The sequence below is a fragment of the Methanococcus vannielii SB genome (assembly GCF_000017165.1).
GTDB classification, from domain to species: domain Archaea; phylum AGJL01; class Methanococci; order Methanococcales; family Methanococcaceae; genus Methanococcus; species Methanococcus vannielii.
Window position 1 is genome coordinate 142,891 of the sequence record NC_009634.1, and the last position, 25,417, is coordinate 168,307.

At 28.3% G+C, this 25,417-nt stretch carries 21 protein-coding genes; 5 read left to right on the forward strand and 16 right to left on the reverse strand.

The genetic code is table 11. The annotated features are described in order from the left end of the window. Positions 1 to 25 precede the first annotated feature (25 nt). The 6 genes from MEVAN_RS00665 to MEVAN_RS00690 form a co-directional block, all read right to left on the reverse strand. Positions 26 to 1,081 (reverse strand): FecCD family ABC transporter permease, encoded by a 1,056-nt coding sequence (locus MEVAN_RS00665; protein WP_011971944.1) that lies wholly within the window; start codon positions 1,079 to 1,081, stop codon positions 26 to 28. Between the two features lie 27 nt (positions 1,082 to 1,108). Further along, positions 1,109 to 2,155, reverse strand: a complete 1,047-nt coding sequence (locus MEVAN_RS00670) for a FecCD family ABC transporter permease (RefSeq protein ID WP_011971945.1) — start codon at positions 2,153 to 2,155, stop codon at positions 1,109 to 1,111. Positions 2,156 to 2,258: 103 nt separating this feature from the next. Next, complete coding sequence (locus MEVAN_RS00675; protein ID WP_048059110.1) at positions 2,259 to 3,527, reverse strand: ABC transporter substrate-binding protein; 1,269 nt, start codon at positions 3,525 to 3,527, stop codon at positions 2,259 to 2,261. A 140-nt stretch (positions 3,528 to 3,667) separates the two neighbouring features. After that, complete coding sequence (locus tag MEVAN_RS00680; RefSeq protein WP_011971947.1) at positions 3,668 to 5,755, reverse strand: cohesin domain-containing protein; 2,088 nt, start codon at positions 5,753 to 5,755, stop codon at positions 3,668 to 3,670. After that, positions 5,752 to 6,615, reverse strand: a complete 864-nt coding sequence (locus MEVAN_RS00685) for a hypothetical protein (RefSeq protein ID WP_011971948.1) — start codon at positions 6,613 to 6,615, stop codon at positions 5,752 to 5,754. Before MEVAN_RS00685 ends, MEVAN_RS00680 begins: the two co-directional genes overlap by 4 nt. After that, on the reverse strand, positions 6,616 to 7,176 hold the full coding sequence (locus MEVAN_RS00690; protein WP_011971949.1) for a hypothetical protein: 561 nt from the start codon (positions 7,174 to 7,176) through the stop codon (positions 6,616 to 6,618). Positions 7,177 to 7,414: 238 nt separating this feature from the next. Here MEVAN_RS00690 and MEVAN_RS08780 point away from each other — a divergent pair, with 238 nt between their 5' ends. Then, complete coding sequence (locus MEVAN_RS08780) at positions 7,415 to 9,697, forward strand: cohesin domain-containing protein (RefSeq protein ID WP_052290594.1); 2,283 nt, start codon at positions 7,415 to 7,417, stop codon at positions 9,695 to 9,697. A gap of 319 nt (positions 9,698 to 10,016) precedes the next feature. Here MEVAN_RS08780 and MEVAN_RS00700 read toward each other — a convergent pair whose 3' ends face one another. Both MEVAN_RS00700 and MEVAN_RS00705 read right to left on the reverse strand, forming a co-directional pair. Continuing rightward, the gene (locus MEVAN_RS00700) at positions 10,017 to 10,250 is read right to left on the reverse strand and encodes a hypothetical protein (RefSeq protein ID WP_048059111.1); all 234 of its coding nucleotides are present in this window, start codon (positions 10,248 to 10,250) and stop codon (positions 10,017 to 10,019) included. 252 nt (positions 10,251 to 10,502) lie between these two features. After that, positions 10,503 to 11,009, reverse strand: coding sequence for a MarR family winged helix-turn-helix transcriptional regulator (locus MEVAN_RS00705; protein ID WP_011971951.1), 507 nt, complete (start codon positions 11,007 to 11,009; stop codon positions 10,503 to 10,505). 453 nt (positions 11,010 to 11,462) lie between these two features. Here MEVAN_RS00705 and MEVAN_RS00710 point away from each other — a divergent pair, with 453 nt between their 5' ends. Both MEVAN_RS00710 and MEVAN_RS00715 read left to right on the forward strand, forming a co-directional pair. Further along, the gene (locus MEVAN_RS00710; protein ID WP_011971952.1) at positions 11,463 to 13,658 is read left to right on the forward strand and encodes a methyl-accepting chemotaxis protein; all 2,196 of its coding nucleotides are present in this window, start codon (positions 11,463 to 11,465) and stop codon (positions 13,656 to 13,658) included. A 116-nt stretch (positions 13,659 to 13,774) separates the two neighbouring features. Further along, positions 13,775 to 14,218, forward strand: a complete 444-nt coding sequence (locus MEVAN_RS00715; protein ID WP_011971953.1) for a chemotaxis protein CheW — start codon at positions 13,775 to 13,777, stop codon at positions 14,216 to 14,218. Positions 14,219 to 14,313: 95 nt separating this feature from the next. Here MEVAN_RS00715 and MEVAN_RS00720 read toward each other — a convergent pair whose 3' ends face one another. After that, positions 14,314 to 14,787, reverse strand: a complete 474-nt coding sequence (locus MEVAN_RS00720) for a hypothetical protein (RefSeq protein ID WP_011971954.1) — start codon at positions 14,785 to 14,787, stop codon at positions 14,314 to 14,316. A gap of 74 nt (positions 14,788 to 14,861) precedes the next feature. Then, positions 14,862 to 16,724 (reverse strand): ATP-binding protein, encoded by a 1,863-nt coding sequence (locus MEVAN_RS00725; RefSeq protein ID WP_011971955.1) that lies wholly within the window; start codon positions 16,722 to 16,724, stop codon positions 14,862 to 14,864. 1,202 nt (positions 16,725 to 17,926) lie between these two features. Here MEVAN_RS00725 and MEVAN_RS00735 point away from each other — a divergent pair. Then, positions 17,927 to 18,235: a hypothetical protein gene (locus tag MEVAN_RS00735; RefSeq protein WP_011971956.1), complete on the forward strand. Its 309-nt coding sequence runs from the start codon at positions 17,927 to 17,929 to the stop codon at positions 18,233 to 18,235. A gap of 596 nt (positions 18,236 to 18,831) precedes the next feature. On the opposite strand, the gene MEVAN_RS08785 is transcribed toward MEVAN_RS00735, so the two are convergent. The 4 genes from MEVAN_RS08785 to MEVAN_RS00755 form a co-directional block, all read right to left on the reverse strand. Then, positions 18,832 to 20,097 carry a sensor histidine kinase gene (locus tag MEVAN_RS08785; RefSeq protein WP_011971957.1) on the reverse strand — a complete coding sequence of 422 codons (1,266 nt, stop codon included), beginning with the start codon at positions 20,095 to 20,097 and terminating at the stop codon, positions 18,832 to 18,834. Beyond that, a complete protein-coding gene (ercA, locus tag MEVAN_RS00745; RefSeq protein ID WP_011971958.1) occupies positions 20,087 to 21,250 on the reverse strand; it encodes an alcohol dehydrogenase-like regulatory protein ErcA in 1,164 nt (387 codons plus the stop codon). The genes MEVAN_RS08785 and ercA overlap by 11 nt, the downstream gene beginning before the upstream one ends. Further along, entirely contained in the window at positions 21,234 to 22,535 is a 1,302-nt protein-coding gene (locus tag MEVAN_RS00750; RefSeq protein ID WP_011971959.1) for a PAS domain S-box protein, read from the reverse strand. The genes ercA and MEVAN_RS00750 overlap by 17 nt, the downstream gene beginning before the upstream one ends. 183 nt (positions 22,536 to 22,718) lie before the next feature. Beyond that, positions 22,719 to 23,429: a CDGSH iron-sulfur domain-containing protein gene (locus tag MEVAN_RS00755; protein WP_011971960.1), complete on the reverse strand. Its 711-nt coding sequence runs from the start codon at positions 23,427 to 23,429 to the stop codon at positions 22,719 to 22,721. Positions 23,430 to 23,737: 308 nt separating this feature from the next. Here MEVAN_RS00755 and MEVAN_RS00760 point away from each other — a divergent pair, with 308 nt between their 5' ends. Beyond that, on the forward strand, positions 23,738 to 24,316 hold the full coding sequence (locus MEVAN_RS00760) for an FmdE family protein (RefSeq protein ID WP_011971961.1): 579 nt from the start codon (positions 23,738 to 23,740) through the stop codon (positions 24,314 to 24,316). Between the two features lie 145 nt (positions 24,317 to 24,461). Here MEVAN_RS00760 and MEVAN_RS00765 read toward each other — a convergent pair whose 3' ends face one another. Together MEVAN_RS00765 and MEVAN_RS00770 are read right to left on the reverse strand one after the other, a co-directional pair. Continuing rightward, entirely contained in the window at positions 24,462 to 25,181 is a 720-nt protein-coding gene (locus MEVAN_RS00765; protein WP_011971962.1) for an MIP/aquaporin family protein, read from the reverse strand. Then, on the reverse strand, positions 25,178 to 25,393 hold the full coding sequence (locus MEVAN_RS00770) for a DUF2180 family protein (RefSeq protein WP_011971963.1): 216 nt from the start codon (positions 25,391 to 25,393) through the stop codon (positions 25,178 to 25,180). The genes MEVAN_RS00765 and MEVAN_RS00770 overlap by 4 nt, the downstream gene beginning before the upstream one ends. Between the last annotated feature and the right edge of the window lie 24 nt (positions 25,394 to 25,417).

The following is a 25,417-nucleotide window of genomic DNA, read 5'->3' on the forward strand; positions in this document are numbered from 1 at the left end:
AAACTTTTGATAAACTTTTTCTTCTTTAGTTTGTAAGCTTTACCTTTTCCCTTGAAACTACTAAATATACAACAAGAACCCCTCCAACAATACTTAAAATACTTCCAATCGGAAGCATTATTGGAGGCCTATTTAAACCCAATAAATAGTTAAACGGTAAAGTGTATTTTATAGAGATTATATGGCATGAAAGCATTAAAAAAACACCCGCAAGAAGTGTCGTTGGCATAAGCCACTTATGGTCTGATGTTTTTATAAGTGGTCGTGCCATAAATGGAGCTATGACTCCTACAAATGTTATCATCCCTACAAAGGGTATTATTGACCCTACAATAAACCCAGTTGATACTAAAATTAGCAATCTTATTTGTTTTATATTTAGCCCAAAACTTTTTGCATATTGTTCTCCAAAAAGTAACGCATTTAATGGTTTTATAAGTAGTATTGCAGCAGTTAAGAATACCATTGTGCAAGAAGCAATTAATAAAATGTTTTCAGGCCGAACCCCCATTAAACTGCCAAGCGTAAAAAAATAGTAGTTCATTATACTATGTCCTTCCGCATTTGCAATTAAGTATGATCTAACTCCCCCAAGTAAATAGCTCATTAACAAGGATACTATTATAATATCATTTACATCTTTAACAATTGATGCAATTATAATTAGTAAAATTATGGAAACTAATCCGCCAATCCAACCTGCAACCAATAATTCATTGTTGAAACTAGAAAATATATTTGAAAACCCTTCTAAAAAAATTGTAAATGCGGCAAATAGTAAAACCCCGCTTGTCATTCCTGTTGTATATGGGGATGCAAGGAAATTCCTAAATAGTGTTTGAAGCATCAGTCCACATAATGATAGTCCAATCCCTACAAAAATTGCAGTTAAGATGGGAGGTAGTCTAACATTGCCAATTATACTATCTTTAGTATCATCCCCTGTAGTTCCATTGATTAGATATTCAGTTACGTCATTAATGCTAATCGACTTTGCATTTCCGCCAAAGTATATTCCGGTAATAATAAGCCCGATATTTATTATAACTAATGCCAATATTATAACGAATCTCTTTTTCATATTTTCGCCTAAGTTACATAGTGTGTGTTAAATTTTATGATTTCTACTCTTAAAGAATAGTAAAAGGGAAATTGGTGCACCAATTAAAGACAATGGAGCATGTAATGGAAGAGGCACTGTTGAAGTAAATAGTACGCCAGGTCTTGCTAATATATCTGCAAAAATTAGAAAAGTAATCCCTAACAATGCAGTAATTGGAAATACATAGATGTGTTTTGAAGTATTGAGTATTCCTCTTGCAATTATTGGACAAATTATTCCAATAAATGATATGGGGCCAGTAAACGCAACAACCGTTGATGTTAATATACAAGAAAGTAAAATTAAAAGCCTTTTAAATTTCTTTAAATCAACGCCCACACTAGCAGCATAGCTTTCCCCTATTAAATTTGCATCCAAACTTTTTGAAAGTAGGATGTATGTTAGAAAGATAAACGGCAAAATAACTACAGCCATAACTTTTAGCTGATCCCATGTTAAACTCTGTACGCTGCCCATCCCCCAAGTAAGATATCCTGAAATTCCTGAACCTTCTGTATCGATGTAATTTCCTGTTGTTACAATTACGTCTGAAAGCCCTGAAACAGCACCGCTTATCATCATACCGCATATTAAAAGGGTCGATATCTGTTTAACTTTTTTTGAAATGCCTATAACTAAAAGCATAGTAATTATGGAACCAATATATGCCATAACTATTCTGATAAGTATTGAATTTGATATTCCAATATGTAATAATACTGAAGTAAACATGTAAATTGCAATACCTAGTCCTGCACCACTTGATACCCCCATAAAATAAGGATCAGCTAATGGATTTCTAAAATAACCTTGCATTAAAAGTCCAGAGATTGAAACTGCCGCCCCGACTAAAAAACATCCAATTACTCGGGTTAGTCTTAAATCCTTAATTATCTTATCAACCCCCGAATTTCCCGTAGTTCCGTTTAGTACATAGTCTTTTAATTCATTACTACTAACGGGTACACTTCCTTCTAAAATACTAAAATACGATAAAATACCAATTAAAACAAAGCATACGACTAAAACTACTGAAAAGTTTTTAAAACTCACTAAACTCACCTTAATGTAAATATTAAAATTTTAAAAAAAGTAGGAAATAATAGTATATATACATGATATATTTTAATATCAATCGTATTTACACGATATTAAATTATGGTTGGATTTTATTGTGGTGTGCTAAATTTGAATCCCCGCCAGAAAACAAGGTCGGCTGAACCATTCTAGCAAAATCTTCCATATATCGTTTAGGGTCTTTCATTTCTTGGATAAAGTAGTCCCTATTTGAAGTATAAAATCTACCATTTTGATATGCCTTAAAGTTTGCAAAATCAGGATTGAATGCAAGTAATTCTTCTTTTGTTTTTATTTCATTGCCGGTAAATACCCTCATTATGACTACATCTGCAGTCATTGCTCGTTCATAAAATGTTTCTTTATCTATGGTATTTGAACTTGAGCCGGGAATGTCATTAAATACGTATTCTCCACCAAATTCGTTAACCATTCTACTATTGTAATTTTGAGCACCTTGAACTGTTGCAGTATTTCTTGCAGTAGACCATGAGAAACTTACAACTGTTGGATAATCGTTAGCTTTTGAAGTAGTTCTTAATAATTCATTTCTTTTTCTCCAAGTATCTTGGAAATAGTCTTCTATCTCGTCTGAGTTTTCTTCACCAAAGAATGCTGCTGCAAATTTTGTCCATTCAGTTCTACCCATGAATGTTGGTTCTTGATAGGTAAATACCCTACTTGGTAAAATGTTTAATTCTTTTAGTTTATTTTCCATGTCATCATGTTGAACCCATTCTCCTAAAAATACGATATCTGGATTAGATGCAACAACTTTATCATAGTCCATTGCCGATGCAGAACCTATTCCTAGTATTTCTCCTTGATTATATCTAGTTTCTATTTTAGAAGAATATTTTGCGTAAGAATTTGTAATCCCTTTAAATGAATCATATATTTCGTCTTTATCGAGTATATCCGCAGTTGACATTAATGGTGCATAGAATATCGTTGATATTCTAGTTAATGGAACACTTAAAACCGTTGTACCGGAAATCTTCGGATCGCTTGCACCTTCTTTTAATAGTACAAACTTATTTCCAGTAGAATCTACTACATAACTGTAACCTTCATCCCATTTTGGTTCCATTTCAAAGTTTTCTGCAAAAACAACTGGACTTCTAAACTTATCATAATTTCTAAATAAATAAACTACGTCTGCAACGTTTACATTTCCGTCACAATTTAAGTCTCCAACATCAATTGGAACGTTTCTATTTTTAAATAAATAAACTACGTCTGCAATATTTATGTTTCCATCACCATTCACGTCCCCAATTTTTTGGGCGGATGTGGATGGTAAAAGAGCTAACATTGCGAGTACTAATAGTACTACTATCTTTTTCAAAATACCACCTTTGTAATAATAATTTTTAAAATATATTATAAAATAGTATAACTATCAAGATAGTATATAAAATTTATTATAAAACAAAAAAAAGTAATACTAATAAAAAATAATACCCGTAGTTATGACTGAATTTTATTTTATTTTATTTTAGAGTTCACAAAAGTAAGTCCTGTAAATACTCCTAAAATTGATGCAAAGCAGTAGTAAATTATTGAAAATCCTGAATCAGAAAAACTTTGCTCAATTACCTGATTTTCAACCTTTTTCACTTTATTTACCTTTAAAAGTATATTACTCCCTTCAATGTCAACAATTTCTGTTGAATTTATAATTTTTGGCGGATCTATAAATTCAATTTTTTCTGTAAAGTCCCATTGGTAATATCCAATTGCAATATCTTTATTACCTAAGGATACTGGAGGATAGTACCGCACATTCCATTTTATTTCAGTAGTTTTTGAAACATCTAACTTTAAGTTAACCGTTTTATTTTCTTGGCTATTTAATTCGATATTATATCTTGGACTATTGGGGCTTCCAGTTCCAGTAAATTCAATATATACGCTTACTGGATATGTAAATGGGTTTGTTAAACTCATGTTTAAAACTATTGTTTCATTTTCACCCGATTTAAGAGTTTTAAATGATCTGTTAGATACCTCATAGGTGATTGGATTAATGTTTAAAATTTCGATTATTCCTTTTGCAGTATAACTTGCATTTAATGGGTCAGTGACTTTACACGAAACAAGGTACATGGAGTAGTCAGGATATTTTTGAGAAGACTTTTCCCTAGTTGAATTTTTTCCATTTCCAAATTCCCAATAGTATTTCAAACTATCTAAATCATCATCTTCATCATGACTTATTGCTTGGAAATTTACTTCATTATTATTGTGTATTGTGTAATATATTCTAGTTACTGGCGGAATATTTTTACGCCTTTCAATAACACTTATAGTTAATTCTTTAAATTTAGGTAAAATTTCAGTTTCATTTGAGTATACGGTAATATTTCCAACATGAACTTTTGAAGAAGTATTTTCATTTGTCTTTGGAGTCACCCTAAACTCCAGTAAACTAAATGTATTTGTTGTCGTTTGTTCTTTTAGAGAAATGTTAAAATAAAGATAACTCTCATTTACGTAAATATTAGGATTATTTGATTTTGACCTATTCAACTTTGAATAAACTTCTGAAACTTCGGGTATTTTATAGTCTAAGATTTCGAAAATTGAATCATTAATAAAAATATATCCTGAAATATCGGTAAGGTTTTCTTTGAAGTTATTTGCTCTTAATCTAATTGTTTTGGAATTACCTATCGTCGTATCCATTTTTTCAGTATATTTCCCATCAACATAAAACATAAATCCATCAAAAGTATCTTGATTCTCATCTTGCTTTTTTTCATTTACTGAAAAATTATCTAAAAGAATATCATTTACATAAACTTTTGGAGTTATTCTATAATCATCGTTCTTTACAGTTATTGGAAGAGTTAATAAATTAATAAATGTTTCATTTTCATAAATTGAATTTGGAATCATGAAAAATGAAAGATTATTATCCCTAACTTCGTAATTAAATTTTGAACATAATATATTTGGAACAGGATTATCCATAATAGATATGTTTTCAAAGTAAATATTTCCAGATATATTTTTTAAAGGGGTTTTAACACCTTTTATTGATATTTTAGAATTTATTTTTTTATTTGTTTCGTAATTAATTAAGTCAATTTCAGTAACTGTGTACCCTAAGGGAGATAATTTAACTTTTAAATTACTCAAAGTCATATTATTGTACGTAAAACCGTTAGAATCAGAAACAGTAGTCCCCAGTAATTCAATAGTGGAATTACCTTCTTTTAATACGTTAAATTTTATTTTTGCAATATTTATATCGCCAGTTGGAGGAGTTGAAAACCATACAATACTAATCCTACCATTTGACAAAGATACGTCCCCAATATCGGAATTTAAATCTTTTGATAGGGTAATACTTGATAGTTGTAATTGAGTTTTATCGTAAGATATCCGTGTTTCAAAGCCACCACATTTTTTATCTGAGGGAATATTTAAAAGATTTAATTCTAAATCAAAAGATTCACCAATAAAAAAAGAATCAGAACTAGAGTTTAATACTACTGAAATTTCCTCTGAAAACGTCTGGGGCACAATGCAAAAGATCAATGCTATAAAAACTAAGGTTTTTATTTTCATAATGTCTTCCCCTTAAATATTGAACCAAATACTGCCCCAGAAATAATGCTACCAAAAAATATAGATAATAATAAAAAAGGATTTATTGAACCATTATTTTTAACTATTATGGTTATATTTGGGGATATTTCCTCAATATATACTTCTTTTATAATTATTTCCGGTTCTTTTTGATTTGGTATAACTTGAATATTGTAAACTACATTTGAACCGGAACTAGATGCTATTTTTGAATCATCAAACGTATCTTCTAACTTTGTACTTCCCCCATACTCTTTTACCCCATTTATGATTATTTCTGAACCTTTAAATTCCGTATCAGGATATATTAAACGTGTAGTTCCTGTTTTAGTATTTGCTATTCGGGATATCTTACTATATCCATATCCTAAGTCTGAACTGGTAGTTCCGGATAAACTAAGTTCGGTATTTGATTCTTTTTTAGGGCTAAATACAATAGTTCCAATAAAAACTGAATCTTCATACCGTGTTTCATCAAAAGTAATTGAAAGGTAAAAATTACCATTTTCAAATTTGAATTCTTTCCACTTTTCATTTTTACAATTTTCGCTCCAATTAAACTCGATAGGTTGCAAATTTTCTGTGGAAAAGTCGATATGAACATCTAATGCTCCAAGGCCTCCATCTAACTCTTCATCAATTACGGTTGAACCATCCATTCCACTATATATTCCCCCCTTTTGAGGGATATTTTCAACACTGATATTAAAATATAATAATTCCCCGTTAGTTTCGATTGTATTTGGGTCAATCTTTAAAATAAGATTATCTAATGCAAAATTTTGACTAAATATTGCAAAAATAAAAAAAAATAATGTTAAAATAGTAATTAGTTTCATTTAACCACCGAAAAAGAAACTTAAAATGTAGTTTATGAACCTTGATATTGCATTTTCAGATTTTGAGTCTTCAGAATTTAAATTTCCAGAAACAGTTATTTCTTTTGAGACCTGAGTTATTGGTACCTCATTACCTTCAGTATCTGCACCTGTTGACTTAAAATTTAACTGAAATGTCCCAGGATGAAGAGTCTTTACTTTTACAGTTAAAATATGGTGGTTTCCAGTTATGGGTTCCTCAGTTAAAATAAACCAGTTTTTTACACTCGATTTAGTATATTTTGTTTCATAAAACTGGCCTGCAAGCGTACGTAATTCAGCATTGTCTGTCACAGAAATTATTTCATATTTATCTCGACTATTGGATGGAATACTAAACTCGAATTCAAATCCAGATAACTCTTTTTTACTATTCAAACTGATTAAAATGTCAAATTCATCGCCTAAACTAACTTCTTTTGGCATTTGTACATCTAAAACTGTAATATCCGCAGGAGAAGCTGCAAAAGATATTTGAATAAGTATCAAAGACATTATTACTGTTAAAAGTATTTTTTTCATTGTCTTCCTCGATTTTTTATTTTTGGATAATTTATTGGATGGTATTTAAATTACTACTTATTTAAAATTTAACTTATGCTTTATGCCATAAAATATAAATAGTAATCCTTTGTAATATCAAAAATGGTTTTATTAATAATAAGTATATAAAATAAACGGTAGGGTAAGACTATGTCAAAATTAAAAAATTAGCCCTATTGATCTAACCTATAAATAATTTTTAAAAAAGGTGATTTATTTGAAATGGAAGATTTTAATGCTTTCAATAATGGCCTTACTAGTTATAAATTCCTGTTTTGCGGCCAGTATTGAACTAAGTCCTAATGTAATCAATATTCAAAAGGGTAATAATTTTACCGTAGACGTGCTATTAAGAGATATACCCGAAATAGCAGGATATGACAGTAAACTAAATTATGATAAAACTATCTTAAAATTAAATAGTATTTCATTAAGTACTGATGTAAATAGTGCAAGTTTAAAAGATACGAATCTTAATAATGACGGTTCTGTATCACTATTATGGATGGGTAACTCAGTTACTGGAAATTTAACTGTTGCTACATTTACATTTGAAGCAATTAATGAAGGAGATACTAAAATATCATTAAAAAATGCAGCACTATCTGATATTGAGGGTCAGGGAATTAATAATTTTGATACTTTAGATTCGGAAGTGTTGGTATTTGAACCAAAACCTGATTTATCGATTCAAAATGTAACTGTAGTAAAATCTAATGCTTATGAAAAAAATAATATTTCCATTATTATTAAAAATATCGGCCAGTTAGATGCAGTGGGATTTAATGTTTCATTAGAAATTTCCGGAATTTTTGAATCAAAATATATTAAGACAGTAGAGTTATTACCAAATAATTCAGATGCTGAATTAATTTTTGAAGACGTACTTCTTGGACCAAATAACCAGATTAGTGTTCATATAGATCCTGAAAACAATATTATTGAACATAAAAAAGAAAATAACCAGATTACATTTAATGAAAAACCTTTGGAAAGGCATATTTCTATGATACTGAATTCAAATATACATCCAGTAAATACTGGAGAAACATTTGAAGTTACAGTTTCACTAAATAATTTAACTAAAAACAGACCTGCAAAAGCAGTTGATGGAATTTTAAAATTTGATTCAAATGTTTTAGAGTGTTTAAACTTTACTTTCGAACTAGTTCCTTCTGAAGCTGAAGGTTCATACTTAGAAAATATAACCATATCAAAGAAAGATGTTAAATTCAGTATAGTTGATGGGGAAATAAAAGGGGATACCGTAATTGCAAAAGCAACGTTTAAAGCACTAACTGTTGGAAATTCAAACATCAGTTTAGAAAGCATTGTAGTATCTGACGTAGAAGGATACGAATTTAATAAAATGGATGTTAAATATAACTACATTATGTACAAATTTTTAAATGATTCCAAAAACATTGTAATTGAAGAAAGTTTATTTAATAAAATTAATAAAACCAAAGAAATTTCAAATAATGGATCAGATATTAACATGACCGAAATATTTTTTGGAAATGATAGTTTAGTCATTCCTATAGTAAACAGTCATGTACATAAAATAAACCAGGAACTTTTTGAAAAAATTGAAGATATACTAAATAATGCAAACGATCTTAAAAAGACTAAAATAAATAATGAAAGTGAAATGAGCAGTAGGTTAAATAAAACATTGGAAGGTTCACAAGAGATCTTAAATAGTGGATTTAATGTCTCTAACATGGGTTACGATATTAAAAAAGATGGAAATATACTAAAATCAAGATTAACATTTAATGCAGTAAATACGACTAATAAGTCCGTATTAATAATGAGGTTCCCAATTGGAAACCTAAATTTAGATGAAATTATTGTAGATACTGGAACTGAAAATGTTACTTTATTAGAAAATGAGTTTTCAAGTACAGTAGGTTGGTATAGAATTCCTAGTGAAGGAGTTTTAGAAATAACTTTAGTAAAAGACCCATTGGTTACAATAAAACTTTCATCAGTTCTTCCGTCGACAGATTCTCCATCAAGTACTAATCGTAGAAGAAGTAGTAGTCAAAGTGTAACTACTATTGATCAGACAGAAATCTCTAAAAACGTAATAAGTTCAATAAAGTCAGAAAAAATTAAACAAATTCTTTCAAACGCTAAAGTAGTAGCTGGAAATACAGTTGACCATAATTATGCAGCAAATTTACGAACTGATTCAATTATTACAACAGTATCTGAATTAAATCAAGATACAGTAATTGTTGGAGGACCATTGGCAAATCCATACGCTAAAATGTATGATAATAAATTTGACTTAAAAATAACTAATGATTATCCTGGAGAAAATAAAGGAGTAATTCAAGTTAAAGAAATTAATGGATACATGGTAATTTATATTGCAGGTTCAGATAGATTTGGAACACTTGCAGCATTAGAATATTTTAAAACATTAGATGAATTACCTGAAAAACCATTAATTATAGAATGGACTAGTACTGGATCAAAATTAATAAAGTAACTTTTTATTTTTTTATATTTTTTAAAAATAAATTAAAAAAAATATATTATTTATCTTTTAAAATTATTCCAATGATAAATAGTACGGACAAAAGAACCGCAAATGGAGATATTGGTAATTTTAAAATTTTTGAAGATTGCCGATATTTAAAAATTTCAGAAGGCATATATTCACTTCCATTTACTGAATACTTGCTATTTTTAATATCAAAGTATAAGCTATCTTTAAATGCGAGGTCCCCATTTCTTTGCCCCCCGGTAAATATGGAAGATATATCGATTCACGTAGCCCCTCTTCATCAATAGTTGTTAAAGAAACATTATGATAAAGGCCACGAGAGGGGGCGTACAGTACGGTCCATTTCTATTGCTGAACCATCACTTGGAAACTTTATAATGTATTCTCCATCATTATAATTATTATCATTAGCATTATCATTTAAATTAAGTATTATTGTAGATCCTAGTAAATTTTCAGGAAAGTACGGAATTTCTTTTACTGGATTTAAATTATTTCCGGATATGGCCATAATCTCTTGATCATCTATTTTCATTAGCCCTGTAGCTACAGGGTCGGTTATTCCACGATTATCTTTTAATGATAAAAACTGGGTTTTTACCTTGATTTAGGCACTGCTCCTGTAACGTATTATTATATGCATCTAAAAACGTATTACTAGTTTTATCAGTATGTTCCCTAACTATTAATTCTTGCATCTACAATTTTTTGTTCTGCTGCAAAGGTATTTCCAATAAGTAAAAATAACGTAATAATCATTATTATATTTTTCATAATACTCAAACCCCTAAATTTTTTTTAAAGGATAATAAAGTGTTCGTATAGTTTCTTTTTTATCAACTTTATTATAATAGTTTGGAAGTACTTCATCAATTTGTTTTCCAATTTTTTCCATTAATACCTCATAAATTAAAAGTTCTTCACTAGTTAATGCATTTTTCATTTCTTCAAGTGTTCTTTGATACATTTCAATATCCCACTTAAATAATGCTTCGCCTTTTTCAGTTAATTCTATAATTATTTCTCGTTTATCAGTTTTAGACTTTATTCTTTTTAAATATCCTTTATTTTCAAGTTTTGTTACCATGTTTGTAACGGATGTTTTTGTATACCCCATACTTTTTGCAATTTCTGAAAGCTTTGGACGTTTAAGTTTTTTTATAACTCCAATATACTCTCTATCGCTCATGGTTAATTCTGAAAGGTCTTCACTTGAAATTATATCTTGAAGGTAGGCGTAAGACGATAAATACATAAATTCCCATATTTTATCAATATTTTCAATTATTTTCATATAACTTACCTTAAATTAATTTTATAATTACTAAATACTGTAAAAAATTTTAAAACTTTTAAGTAGAATAGATGTTTAAATTTGTTTTAAATTTGCTTTTTTAAATTATCCTAAATCAATAAAAAGTATTTAGTGCCCAATATTTAATTTTTGGGAAATTAAGTGACACTATATTTATTTTAAAATAAATATCTAGTAATTTTGGGCATAACAATTCTTTAACTTTTTAATATTTATAAATATACTTTTGATTTTTATAATAATTTAGTATTAAAAAATTATAAAAAATAATTATTTATTCTTAAATATTTTACAATTTTTTTTAATATCTACTACATTTTAAGAAACTTTTAAAAAATATTTTTTACATACATAAAAAATATATAAATTATTAAATTAAAGGTTAGTAAAGAATATACTAACAATTATTAATATACTTTTTTGGGTGCTAGTATGAAAATAATAAACAAAAAACTAAGTAACAAATTACTGTTTTTTTCAGTAATTAGTGTTTTAATACCAATATTGATACTGAGTTTTGTTGCAACCGATACTATTGAAGGTATCTTAGATAAAAATGCTCAATCAAATGTAGATACAAGTATGAATGCATTAGAAGAATCAATAACTTTACGAAAGGCAGAGATTGAAAGTGTGGGTGAATATTTAACAACTACCCCTGGAATAATTAACGGAATACTAAATCGAGATGAAAAAGAACTACTTTCTAGAATTCAAAGTTTTAAAGATAGTGTTAATGCAGATTTTATTGGGATAGTTGATTCTAATGGACATATAATTACTTCAACAGCAGGAAAAGATATTCAAAGTGCAGCCATAATAAACGGTATGAAAAAAGCAGGTGTTGAAACTTCTTTTGAAATAATTTCAGATAATGCTGCATCTAAAATGAATAAAAATTATAAAGTTGAAGGGGTAACGGGTGCACTTTCACTAGTTATCGTAAAACCAGTTTATAATGATGGGGAATATATTGGTTCAATTGTTGCAGTTGAAATCCTTAACAATAACTACAAAATAGTAGATGAGGCAAAAAGAATTACTGGTGATGAAGCAACAATTTCACTTGGAACAAAAAGAATCACTACAAGCCTAGTTACAGATGGAAAAAGATCTGTTGGAACATCAATTTCTGATAATGTTTGGAATCATGTTCGTTCAACTGGTGAAGTATATCGGGGAACTGCTGAAGTTGTTGGAGTTCCTTTTGTTACTTCATATAAACCGATTTATGATTCAAATAAAAATCCAATTGGAATGATTTTTGTAGGTTCCCCTCAGACAAATGCAATTTTAGCAAAAAATGAAGCTAGAAACAAAATGATTTTAGTTGCATTAATTGGCACTATATTAGCTGTTTTAATATCTTTAATCACAAGTAAAAAAATAACAAAGCCAGTTGAAGAGTTAAAACATGCAACTGAAGAATTTGGTAAAGGAAATTATGAATATAAGTCAAATATTAAAACTGGCGATGAATTAGAAGTATTATCAAATTCTTTTAATTCAATGGCTGAAAATGTTAAAAATTTAATGAAAACAATGGATATGGATAAAGCAGAACTTGCAAAACTATTATCTGAAGTAACTACTGTAATGAACAACGTTTCAAAAGGAGACTTTACAGCAAGGGCAAATGAAAATTCTAAAAATAACGAACTACAAAAAGCAATAAATAAAGCAGTTTCAAACGTTGCTGTTTTAATTAAGGATTTAAGAGAAGAAGTTATTTTATTAAATAAACAGGTTCAAAGAGTTGAAGGTCAACTTAAAGGGGCAGAAGAAACTGCAACACAAGTTACAGAAGCAGCAACACAGGTTGCCGAAGCATCAAGTGATCAATCTTCAAAACTACAGGATGCATCAGATAGATTAGAAAATACTTATGAAGTTGCAAAATCCGTATATGCTGCTGCAGAAGAAACCGTTAAATCTGCAAAGGAAATTTCAGAAAACTCTGAAAACGGGGTTAAAAAGGTTGAAAATGCAATAAAAAGAATGCAGACAATTACAAACGTAATTGATGACCTTGGACGGTCAATTCAAATGCTTGGCGAAGATGGTAAAAAAATTAATGAAGTTACTGGACTAATTAAAGATATCGCTGAACAAACTGGCCTTTTAGCACTGAATGCTTCAATTGAAGCAGCAAGGGCAGGTGAAGCTGGAAAGGGTTTTGCAGTTGTTGCAAGTGAAATTAAGGCTTTAGCAGAAGAAATTAAAAAGTCAGTTGAAAATATTAATCAGACAATTAATGGAGTTCATAAACGAATCGATGAAACCGTTAAACTTGGAAATAAGGGTAAAGATGAAGTTGATAAAGGAGTAGTTGCAATTGATGATGTAAACAATGCACTTTTAAAAATTAATGAAAGTGTGAATGGTGCAGTAATAAAGATAAATGGAATTAAAGATGGTGCACAAAGTGCAGCAGATAACACTGAAGGAGCTTTAAAGAATGCACAAGATATTGCAGCACTTTCAGAAGAATTTACTGCAACTGCAGAAGAAGTAACTGCATCAACTGAAGAGTTAAATTCAATAATTGAGGAAATCAGAAATGTTGCAGAAGAAGTTACAAAAATTGCTGAAAGAGTAACTGAAAAATCAAGTCGATTTAACATTTAATATTCTTTTTAATTTTTTAATTAAATGTTTTTGAATATAAGTTTTTTAAAAACATATCATTATTTTTTGGAATTTGAAATATTTAATTAAAAAAGACATTAAATGAGGTGTTTATTATGGATGACGTTCCAAAAGTAGTAGTTTTTAAGTTATCAAGTAATGAATACGGTTTAAGAGTAAATGAAGTTAGAGAAGTTTTAAAATTACAAGACATTACTTCACTTCCAAATACTCCAAGTTATATTGTTGGCGTTACGAACATTCGTGGAGAAATAATGCCAATTATTGACTTAAGAAAAAAATTAAACCTTTTTGAAGATAATTTGGATGAAGCAGCGTCTGAAAAACTTGTAATGGTAATTGAAATTGATAAAATTCCAGTAGGAATTTTAGTTGATTCAGTAAGTGACGTTATGCAGATTTCATCAAAACAGATTGAAACTATTGAAGGAATTAAGAAAAATGCAAGTGGAGAATATATCGAAGGAATTGCAAAAATTGGAAACCGTTTAATAATTATTTTAAATATTAAGAATTTAATTGACCCACAAGAATTTTAAACTATTAATATTTTTTAAAATTTATTGTATAATTTGAATTTTTACCATATAGTTTATAAAAGCTAAAATAAAGCTAAAAGTATACTTTTTAACAATTATCCAAAAATTCCTAAATTTTTTGATGCTTTTAAAAATATATTTCCAATGGCTTCTAAATGAACAATATTTGGAATTGGAATTGCGTAGATTTTTACCCAACCGGAATTTTCTACTTCTAAGTAAGATTTATATTCATCAATCGAATACCTTACTACTTCGTCTTTTTTCCATATTAAATATTTTAAGTAATTTTCAATGTATTCTCCAGTAAGTTCTCGATTAATATACTGCTTAAATACTTCAATAGTATTTTTTTCGTCATCGTTTAAGTTTAACGTATTAATTTCTTCTTTTAATAATTCGAAAATAATCAATGTAAATAATATTAACTCTAAGTATTTTTTAGGTTCCAAACTATTAAATCCTTTATTTTTAGCTTTAAAATAGTCTACAAAATACCTTAAAACTTCAGAGGATATAGGGGTTGTCCTTGAAGAAATTACATTTATTCCTAATTTTTTAAATTCCAAATGTAACCACCTGCTTTAAAATATTTAAGTTAAAAAATACCAAATTAAGAATTAAAAAAGTATTATAAAAAGTATTAATTATCGATATTTTTTGGTAAAACGATATAGAAAGTACATCCTTTTCCAATTTCACTTTTGACCCATATTGAGCCACCGTGAGCTTGAATAATACTTTTACATACTGCAAGTCCTAATCCTGTTCCCTTACCTTTTCTTTTTGGGGAAAGGTCTGCTTGGTAAAACCTATCAAACACTTTTTCTAATTTATCTTTAGGAATTCCTTCACCGTTATCTTTAACAGTTATTGAAACATCTCCATGGTATTCTTCTTTTCCCTTAATTTCGATAATTTCATTTTCAGGACTAAATTTAATTGCATTTTCAATCAAATTTATAAAAACCTGCTTCATTCTATCTTTATCTGCATTTATAATAATATCATCTATTTCGAGAGTTATATTAATGTTTTTTTCTGCCGAAATGGGTTTTAAATCATCAATAACTTCATCAATTGTTTTTTTAATATTAATTTCTTCACGATGCATTTCAAGTTCCCCCTTAGCTAACTTTGAAAGGTCAAGCATACTTGAAATAAGCCTGTTTAGTCGCACTACATTTTCACGTGCCGTAGTAAGACATTTTCTCTGCGAATTATTAATTTTTCCAACAGCTTCATCAAGCACTAATTCAACGTAACCTTTAATTGAAGTTAGCGGAGTTCTAATTTCATGTGAAACTATTGCAATAAGGTCTGATTTTAAGTCATCAAGTTTTTTTAATTCAGTATTTTTTTCTTCTAACTCTAATGCTCGTTTTTCAAGTTCTTTATTTGAAATGGCTATTTTTTCAGCCATTTTATCAAACGAATTTGATAAAAGTTCTAATTCATCTCCTGATTTGATATTTGTTTTATACTCATAATTTCCTTTACCAAATTCTTCAGTTCCACGTTTTAAATCCATTATCGGCTTTTTAATCCGATAATTTGAGTATGTTGAAGTAATAACTGAAAGTAATATGCATAAAATTGCAATAATTATAATTTTTTCTTTAATTTCGTTTTTAGCGACTGCTGCATAAGTTTGAGGGGAACCTACAAACATCATTCCAATTAATTCATTTTTTGAATTATAAATTGGCCTATATATGGTAATATATGAAACTCCTAAAACTTCAGTAGTTCCCTTGTAGTCGTTTCCGGTTTGAATATAATCCCAAACTAGGCTTGAAACTTCAGTTCCAACTTGCTTTTTTCCATCATGAGTGATACTTGTTGTAATTCTTTTGTTACCAAGAAATAGTGTTGCATCACTTCCGGTAATTTTTTTAACGTCATTTATCATGTGAAAATTATTATTTAATATATCAATTGCAATTATTGAACCGATATATTGATTGTTATCATCAAAAATGGGTTTTAAAACTACTATTGAAAGGGCTTTATCTACCCCTTCAATTTTTGAAGTATTATCTATTAAATATGCAGTATCGCTAGAAATTACTTCAAACGATGATTCAATATTATTTTTAAATAATTCTTTAGAAATCTCTTCAATTTCAAAATTTACATCATTAGCAGTTGAAGTAATTAATTTTCCATCTTTATCAATAATTCCAACAAAGTCTGCATCAGAAACACTTTTAAAGTGATTAATTCTTAATAAAAGTTCTTCTTTATCTCTTTCGTTTATTCCTTTAATAATTCCAGGCGTAGTTGTAATATAATTTGAAGTAATACTTATCTCAGTAATTTTTAAATTTATTGCTTGCTCTAAAGAACTAATTCCAGTTGTAACCTCTGATTGTGCTTTGTCATCTAAAATGTTGTTTAGTGTATCGGTTACTACAAATCCAAACAACATTATCGGAATTAATACGTTTATTAGTGAATAGAACAGTAATTTAGTACCTAGTTTCTTTTTGTTAGGTATGGCCATAGTTTCCCAAAAAAATTCCTAATTTTTTTAATAATTTTAATAACTTTAATAATTTTTAAATAACTTAATAATAATCTACATTTATTGTATATATTTTTATTATGTAGATTAATTCTTAATTTTTATTGATGGAAAAAATAATAAAAAATCAAGGAAATAGATTAAGAAAATAACGTTTGGATTTTATTAAACAAAATATTTAAGGAAAATTAAGCTTACAATTACTGAAGATACTACTAAAAATGTGCTTACTAAATTACTAAAAAATCTAAGTTTATAAAGTAAATTTATTGAAATAGCAATTACTGTAAGATATAAAATATAAAATATGGCCATTAACTTTGAATGATAATGTGAATAAATAAAGTATTCAATACAAAGGAAATTATAACTTAAAATAGCAAAAATAATAAAAAATAATGCTAGTTTTTCTATTTTTTTAAGCATTTTAAACCTCTTATTAATAATAATTTAACTTTTTACCATTAGTTTGATTTTAAGATGCATTCTTTATATTAATATTCATTTGCGTAATACGTTAAAATAGAAAGATTTATATATCTTAACTACGCTTAGTATATTTAAGCATACTTAAAAACATTAAGAATGCTTAAAGTAAATCCACCTAGAAAATACGCATCCAGTATAATTCTAAGGTATTAGACGAGTATTTACCTATTAAATAAAAATCGAACTGACACAATACTTTTAAATATGATATAAATATGATATAAGGCACTTGTACACCAATATGGATTAAATCTCTTTCAAATGACACGATATACCTCTTGAACACCACACTAAAAAATCTGGCATCATCTAGGAAATACATGGAAAAATCATAATATACGGATTTAAATATATTTCATACTCTTTTTGAACTATTTTTTAAATAGTCATCACCGTAACTTTTTTTAAAGGAATTTTTAAAGATTAAATATATTAAATTAACCTTTATTTTAAATCCAGAAAACTTAAATATTATAATATATATAATTCAAAGCATCTTGAAAAAACATTTTTCAAGAATTATTAAAAATTTAATAAATTTATTAAAAACTATACTGCCGTATGAATAATGAATTTAATTTAACTATCAAGATACAACACCTTTTAAAACCTTATTAATTTTTTAATATCGAAAAATATTTTAAATATTTTTAATTTCTATAATAAAAAATAAATGTTTTATAGGGGACAAAATGGAAAAATATTTGGAATTAACTTTAGAAGACATTCGAAATATTATGATAGAAGTATATTCTAAAAATTGGAAAATTGATGATATAACAGAATATTCTGGCCCATTAACCCGTATAGACTATGAAGACTCTAAAAGAAAATACATTTACTTAGGAATAGGTGGAACGCCAGATAAAGTATGTTCAATATATAACCCAAATACAAATAAAATAAACGTGTTTTTAAAATCCGGCAAGCCTGTTGATACCATATATGATAATATGGATGTTAAAATTATCGATTTAGAAAAATATAATGAAATTATTTAGTAACTTTTATTTTTAAATTAGTATTTTTAATAATACGTTTTAATTAAAAAGTTTTTACATATATAAAATTTATAACCTAAGTCATTAATAAGTTTTTACATTTAAATCGTAGATTTTAAGTATATATACATGAAAATATATATTATAATTTGTGCCCATATCCCTTTCAAAGTAGCCAAGAAAAAGCCCCCCGAAATATATTCTGGCTAAAAAATAAGTTAATACCTCCTCGATAATAATTTTTTATAAGATCCTTTTAAAATATGCTTACAAATAAAATAGATTATTTGGGCACAAATATTACTTTTAAAATTATTTAACATATTTATAACTTAATTAAATCCTGCATTTTTCATTAAATTGGTTATTTTATATATTTTATTTTATTTTATTTTAAAACAAATTAAGGTATCTAAAAATGGTTTTAAAATACTTAAGTTCAAAAGAAATACTTATAAAATTTGTTTTAATATCATTACTAATCTGGATTTTGATAAGAGTAATTAGATACGTTACTAATTAAATATTATTGAAACATTTAGATTTAATAATGGAAGCTCTAAAAAATTAACTCGAAAAAAAGAATGCTTTTTAAACTATTTTTTTGGTAAACTTATATAAAATGTACTTCCTTGATTAAGTTCACTTTCAACCCATATTTTTCCATTATGTGCTTTAATAATCCCCTTAGAAATTGGAAGCCCTAATCCAGCTCCTCCTTTTTTCCGCCTATTTGACGAATCAATTTGATAAAATCTATCAAATATCTTTTCAAACTCGTTTTTTGAAATTCCTATCCCATTATCCTTAATACTTATTAGGATATCACTATTTAATCCTTCTTTTCCAGTAATTTCTACTTTTTCATTTTCAGGACTAAATTTTATTGCATTTTCGGTAATGTTTGTAAAGACTTGATTTAACCTATCCTTATCTGCATCGATAGTGATATTAGGTATTTCAAGTGACAATTTGATATGTTTTTTTAAAGCTATCGGTGCTAATTCACTTAAAACATGCTCTAATACGTCTTTAACATCTACTTTTTGAATATTCAATGTAAATGTATTTCTTTCTATTCTTGAAATGTCTAAAACGTCTGAAACTAGTCTTCCAAGCCTTATAACGTTTTCTAAAATCGTATTTAAACACATTTTTTGATTATTATTAAGTTTCCCCATGCTTTCATCATTTAATAATTCAGTGTAGCCTTTAATTGATGTTATCGGCGTTCTAATTTCGTGGGAAATTATTGCAGTAAATTCAGACTTTAATCTATCTAACTCCTTTAATTCATCATAAGATTTTTTTAGTTTTTGTTCAGCAAGTTTTTGTTCAGTAATGTCTTGAAATGCCCCATATACGTTGACAATATTTCTCTTACTGTTTTTTACTGCTTCGCCAGTTGTTCTAACCCATATTTTTTTCCCATTTTTAGTTATAAGTTCAACTTCAATGTCATATGGGGTACCATTTATTCCACAGTTAAAAAAAAGTTCTTTTGCTATATTTTGGTATTTTGTATCATAGCAATCTATTAACTCATCTATTAATGGTGAATAATTTTCCGGCATTTCAAAAATTAAAGCCGCCTGTTTAGATAGCGTAATTTTTTGTTCACCAATGTCTGCACTAAATCCTCCAAATTTTGCAGTTCTTCCAGCAATTTGTAATAGTGCTTCACTTTCCCTTAATTCTTTTTCAGAATCCTCTAAATCTTCTAAAATATTTAAAAGTGCAATGGATTTTTCTTCAAGGTACTTTAATTTTTCCTGTAACTGAGGATAGTAGCTTTTTTTAGCTGAACGTTCTCCTAATCCAATAATTTTATCTCGAAGTGATATTTCGTTATCAGAGTGCATTTTTATACACCATTTCAATATCATTTAAAGTAGCAGTTCTAGGATTAGTTACAATACACGGGTCATTAAAGGCATTTATTGAAAGTGATGGAATTTCCTTTTTAGTAACCCCTAAAGTTCCAATTGTGCCGGTAATTCCAATAGATTTTCTTAAATCTGATAAAAAGGATACTATTTTATATTTACACTCTTCATCCGAGTAATTTTCAAGATTTAATCCAAAAATATTTCCAATATCCTTGTATTTTTCGGTTGCATAGTAATAATTAAAGTCAACTACATGTTCAAGAAGAAGAGAATTACAAATTCCATGGGGTAAATCCAGTAAACCGCCAAGGCTATGGGCCATTGCATGTGTAAGCCCTAAACTTGCATTTGAAAAGGCAATTCCTGCATATAAACTTCCAAGCATCATGTTACTACGATATTCCAAATTTTCAGGGTCTTTTATTGCAGGCATTATATTATTTACAATTAAAGGCATTGCAGCTAATGCATGTAAATCAGTAATACTTGAACTTGCATTAGATACATAAGCTTCAACAGCGTGTGAAAGTGCATCCATTCCAGTTGCGGCAGTTAATCTTTCAGTCATTGTAATTGTTGTTTTAGGGTCAATTATAGAAACATCTGAAACTACAGATTTACTTATAATTGCAAGTTTTACATTTTTAGAATTGTCATTCAATATTGCAAACTGAGAAACGTCTGCTGATGATCCTGATGTAGTAGGGATACAGATTAAAGGGGGCCCAGGAATATCTACTTCATCTACCCCGATAAATTCAAGCGGGTTTTTTTTATTAGTATATGTTATTCCTATGGTTTTTGCACAATCAATCGGACTTCCGCCCCCTACGGCAATTATTATATCGCAATTGTTTTTTTCGTAAACACTGGCACCCTTTTCAACTTCATAAATCCTTGGGTTTTCTGAAACATCGCTAAAGATTATATAACTAATTTTTTCCGACTCTAAAGATAACGTTACATTTTTTAAAATTCCTGCCTTTAAAACGCCTAAATCCGTTACAATAAGGGCTTTTTTTGCACCAAAATTTTTAGCGTAGTGCCCAACTAAAGATATTGCACCAATTCCATACACAAATTCAGGTATAACTATTTTTCGTAAGAAATTATAGGATTTTTTCATTAAAACCAGCCTCTTTTAATTTCTTTTCAAGTTTACTGATTTTTTCTTTTAATTCAATCATTTTTAATTCCCTTTCTATAACTACCCTTTCAAATCTTTCTAATTCTTCATTTCTTTTTTTAAGGGATTCTTCAGCAAGTTTTTTTTCAGTTACATCTACAAAACTAACTGCAATACTGTTTTCAAGTGTTTGAAATGCTCTGACATCAAAATATCTTAATATATCATTAACATAGTATGATATTTGAAAAGTCTGATTCCCAAGTTCTTTTTTTGCTATTTTTTTATAAAGTTCTGGAACAAACGTATCTTTAAGTCCCGGAAATGCTTCTTCAATGGTTTTTTCAACTAATTCGTCATGATCAAGTGCTAAAATTTTATCGGCTGCTGGATTTGCACACGTAAAAATGAGTTCATCCCCAATAAGGCGGTATAAATAAAACCCATTTGGAGAAGACTGAATAATACTTTTAAATTTTGTTTCATTTTCTTTAACTGCTTTTTCCATTTCTTTTCTGCTAGTGATATCCCTAATAAGTGCAAATACATTATTGTGACCCATAGAAATTATCCTAGCTTCATAAAAATGAGTTTTAGAATTTAGTTCAAGACTGTATTCGACAGTTTGGATTGAATTTTCATTAATGCACTTTTCAATTGAATCAATTACATTTTTAGCATCATTAACAGGTAATACATCCCTAATATTTTTTCCAATTACTCTACTTTTTGGCATTGGAAGTTCGTGGTTTTCTGACGATATTATATCTAAATAGTCGCCATTTTTATTTGACATAATAATTAAATCAGGTATTAGTTCAACAATTTTACGTGAATACTTTTCACTTTTTTTAAGAGATTTTTCTGTGCCTTTAATACCTGTAATATCAGTAATAAATCCTTCTATTCCAATAAATTTTTTATTTTCTGAAAATATGCCTTGACTATTTTCTAAAACCCATTTCATAGTACCATCTTTACAGATAACCCTATATTCTAATGTTAATTTTTTATTTGGCTCTAAATTTTTATTAATGGTATCTCGAACAAAATTTCTGTCCTCAGGATGGATTAAAGACCCAAATGAAATTTTTTTGGTTAATTCTTCAGGTTCATAACCTAAAAGTTCAAAACATCCCCTACTTACAAAATCCATGGTCCACTCAGGGTCATTTTTACACCAAAAGACCATTCCGGGTAAATTTTCAATAATTAATTCTAATTTACAGGAGTAATTCTTTAATTTTGAGATACACTCGCTTGAAATAGGTTCTACTTTTTTCATAAAAATGCCTTTTTCTGGAGGGGGTAAAAATTAGTTTTAACAGTCAGCTGTTTTAATACAATATACTAATAATAATGCACTACTAAAATTAATAATTTTCCAGAATTTTTACAATTATCCAATTAAAAGTATTCTGATAACTAATACTCCTTATTAAAAAATTAAAAATAGAATACTGTATTTTTAATCTAAACCCCACTTTTTTCTAAAATTTAATTTTTGTTCTTTAGTCATCCAGTGGCTTCCATCACAATACGGTTTATTTTCAGATTTTCCACAGCGACAAAGTGTTATTCGGTTTCTGATTTCGTAAATTTGCCCATCATAAGATTCAATAGGAATTTTACCTCTAACCCATATTGGCCCTTGACACTTTTTTTGACTATCCTGTATTAAAACTATGGAGGGTTCAAATTCTTTTTCAAAGGGATTTCCTGTTTTTTTATCCCATAAAACAAGCCTTCCAGAAGGGCAAATAGTAGCTTCTTCAATTGCAATTTGTTTAGCTTTTTGGTCGTTAGAACATTCGATAAGTTTTCTAATTCCTCCAGCCCGATTACAAAACCTTGAATGGTCACAAAATTCATGTGCATCGGTTAATTTTAATTCTGGGCCTTCAAAAATTTCAGCCTGTTTTAGATATGGTTCTTTACTTGCAGTTTCAGTACCATCAAAACCTATTTTGACATGCGTACCATCACAATAAGGCATATTTTTTGATTTTCCACAGCGACAAAGTGAATATGTTTCTTTAATTGGATATTCCTTTTCATAATCTAAATTTTTTGCATGATTATCTTCATCAGTTACAATTACCTGCTGATATAAAGGTATACTCCCTGTTACAATATACGGCCCATTTTTAATTATTTTAATTTTTTTTTCTAAAGACATTTTTAACACTTCCCATTTTAAATTTTAAGTTTAAATCCATTTTATCGTTATTACCTTATTTTCTAATTATCTCTATTATATTTATTATCTCTATTATATTTATTATCGCTATTATTTTTATTATCTTTATTATCTTATTTTTTAAAATAGTAAAATCAATAAAAATTCCCATATTGATTATTTTATTTTTGTAATTTTATTGATGAAAAATAACTAATGGTTAATAACAAATTATAAAAAGTAATATCTCATATAACAGTATTACTTATTAAATAGAATGTCAAAAAGAGATTATCTTTGGTGAAACTATGGACGCATATAATAAAGTAGTTGAATTTCATGGTCATGAATGCCCAGGCGTTACAATAGGATACAGGGTTTCAAAATATGTAGAAGAACATTTTGAACGGTCTGAAGACGAACAATTAGTTGCAATAGTTGAAAATAATTCATGTAGTGTTGATGCAGTTCAATTCATGCTTGGATGCACTTTTGGAAAAGGAAATTTAAAATTTAAGGACAATGGAAAACATGTTTACACGTTTTATTCAAGAGAAAATCCTGAAAAAGCACTTAGAATTTACTTAAAGTATGAATCATTTAAACCAATTCAAGAATTAAATAAAAAATACAACGAAGGAACGCTAACAAAGGAAGAAGAAGTGGAAATGTTTGAAAGAAGAAAAGAAGCAACTAAAAACATGCTTTCACTTCCTGATGAAGAATTGTTTGATGTAAAATGGGTTGAAATAAAAGAACCTAAAAAAGCAAGACTTTATCCTTCAATAAAATGTCAAAACTGTGGCGAATCATTCATGGAAATTAAAGGAAGAACAATTGACGATAAAATTGTATGTAAGGACTGTTTTGAAAAATTAGTCCATTAAATTAATTTATTTTAAGATTTTTTAAATATTATTTTTAAATAATACTATTTTTATTTTAATACTATTTAATTTTCAAAATTTTTAAATAAATGTATTTAATATTATTTTTAAGTAATACCTAACTAAAAAAAGGAAAAAATAAGGATTATTCTGAATTTAAGTATTCATAAGTAAATGCAGCAAAAATTGCTCCAAGAATGGGGCCTATTATATATATTGGGAAAAATTCCCAGAGATTTAATCCATAAATGCTGTTAATTAAATAAGGCCCAAAAGTCCTTGCAGGGTTTAGCGATGATCCAGCAATATTTCCAGTTGTAACAATTATTGCACCAACCGTTAAACCTATTACTATGCCTGCAAATCCATTAGGTGCACGTTTATCTACGGCAACGCCCATTATTGTAAACATTAAAAGGAACGTCCCGATAAATTCTGCAAGTATTGCTTGGGTATAGCTAATCCCTACAAAAGGTGCAGTAGCCCCAAGTCCTCCAATTGTTACTGCATCAAGTCCGATACAAGAGAAGAATAGTACGGAACCAATTGAAGCACCTATTAACTGCGCTAAAATATATGGAATAACTTCTTTTGTAGGAAATTTTTTAATAGACCAAAGTGCAATTGTTACGGCAGGATTTATATGTGCACCAGAAATTCTTCCAATAGAATAAATTACTGCAGCAATAGACATTGCAAATGCAAACCCAATTGAAAACCAATCTCCCAATCCACCTAAAAGACCAATTCCAGGACTTCCTGCACTATTTGCAATTAATAGAGTAATTACTGCGGCACCGGGCCCAAAAAATACTAAAATTAGCGTTCCAAGTGCTTCAGCAATCGCTCTTTTTAGCAAGCTCATTTTTTACCCTCTTTATAAGCTTCATGGCACGGAATACATAGCATTCTTGGAATTTTATTTTTTAATTTTTTAGATGGAAAAGGGTATCCTCCTTCCCATAAATCTACTTCTTCACGTACTACGTGGTCAATACATACTCCCATTCCACAAACAATACATGATGCAACAGCATCAGTATCTTTTCCCTGTAGTTTACAAAGATAACATTTCATTTTATAACCCCTTGAAAAAATTTT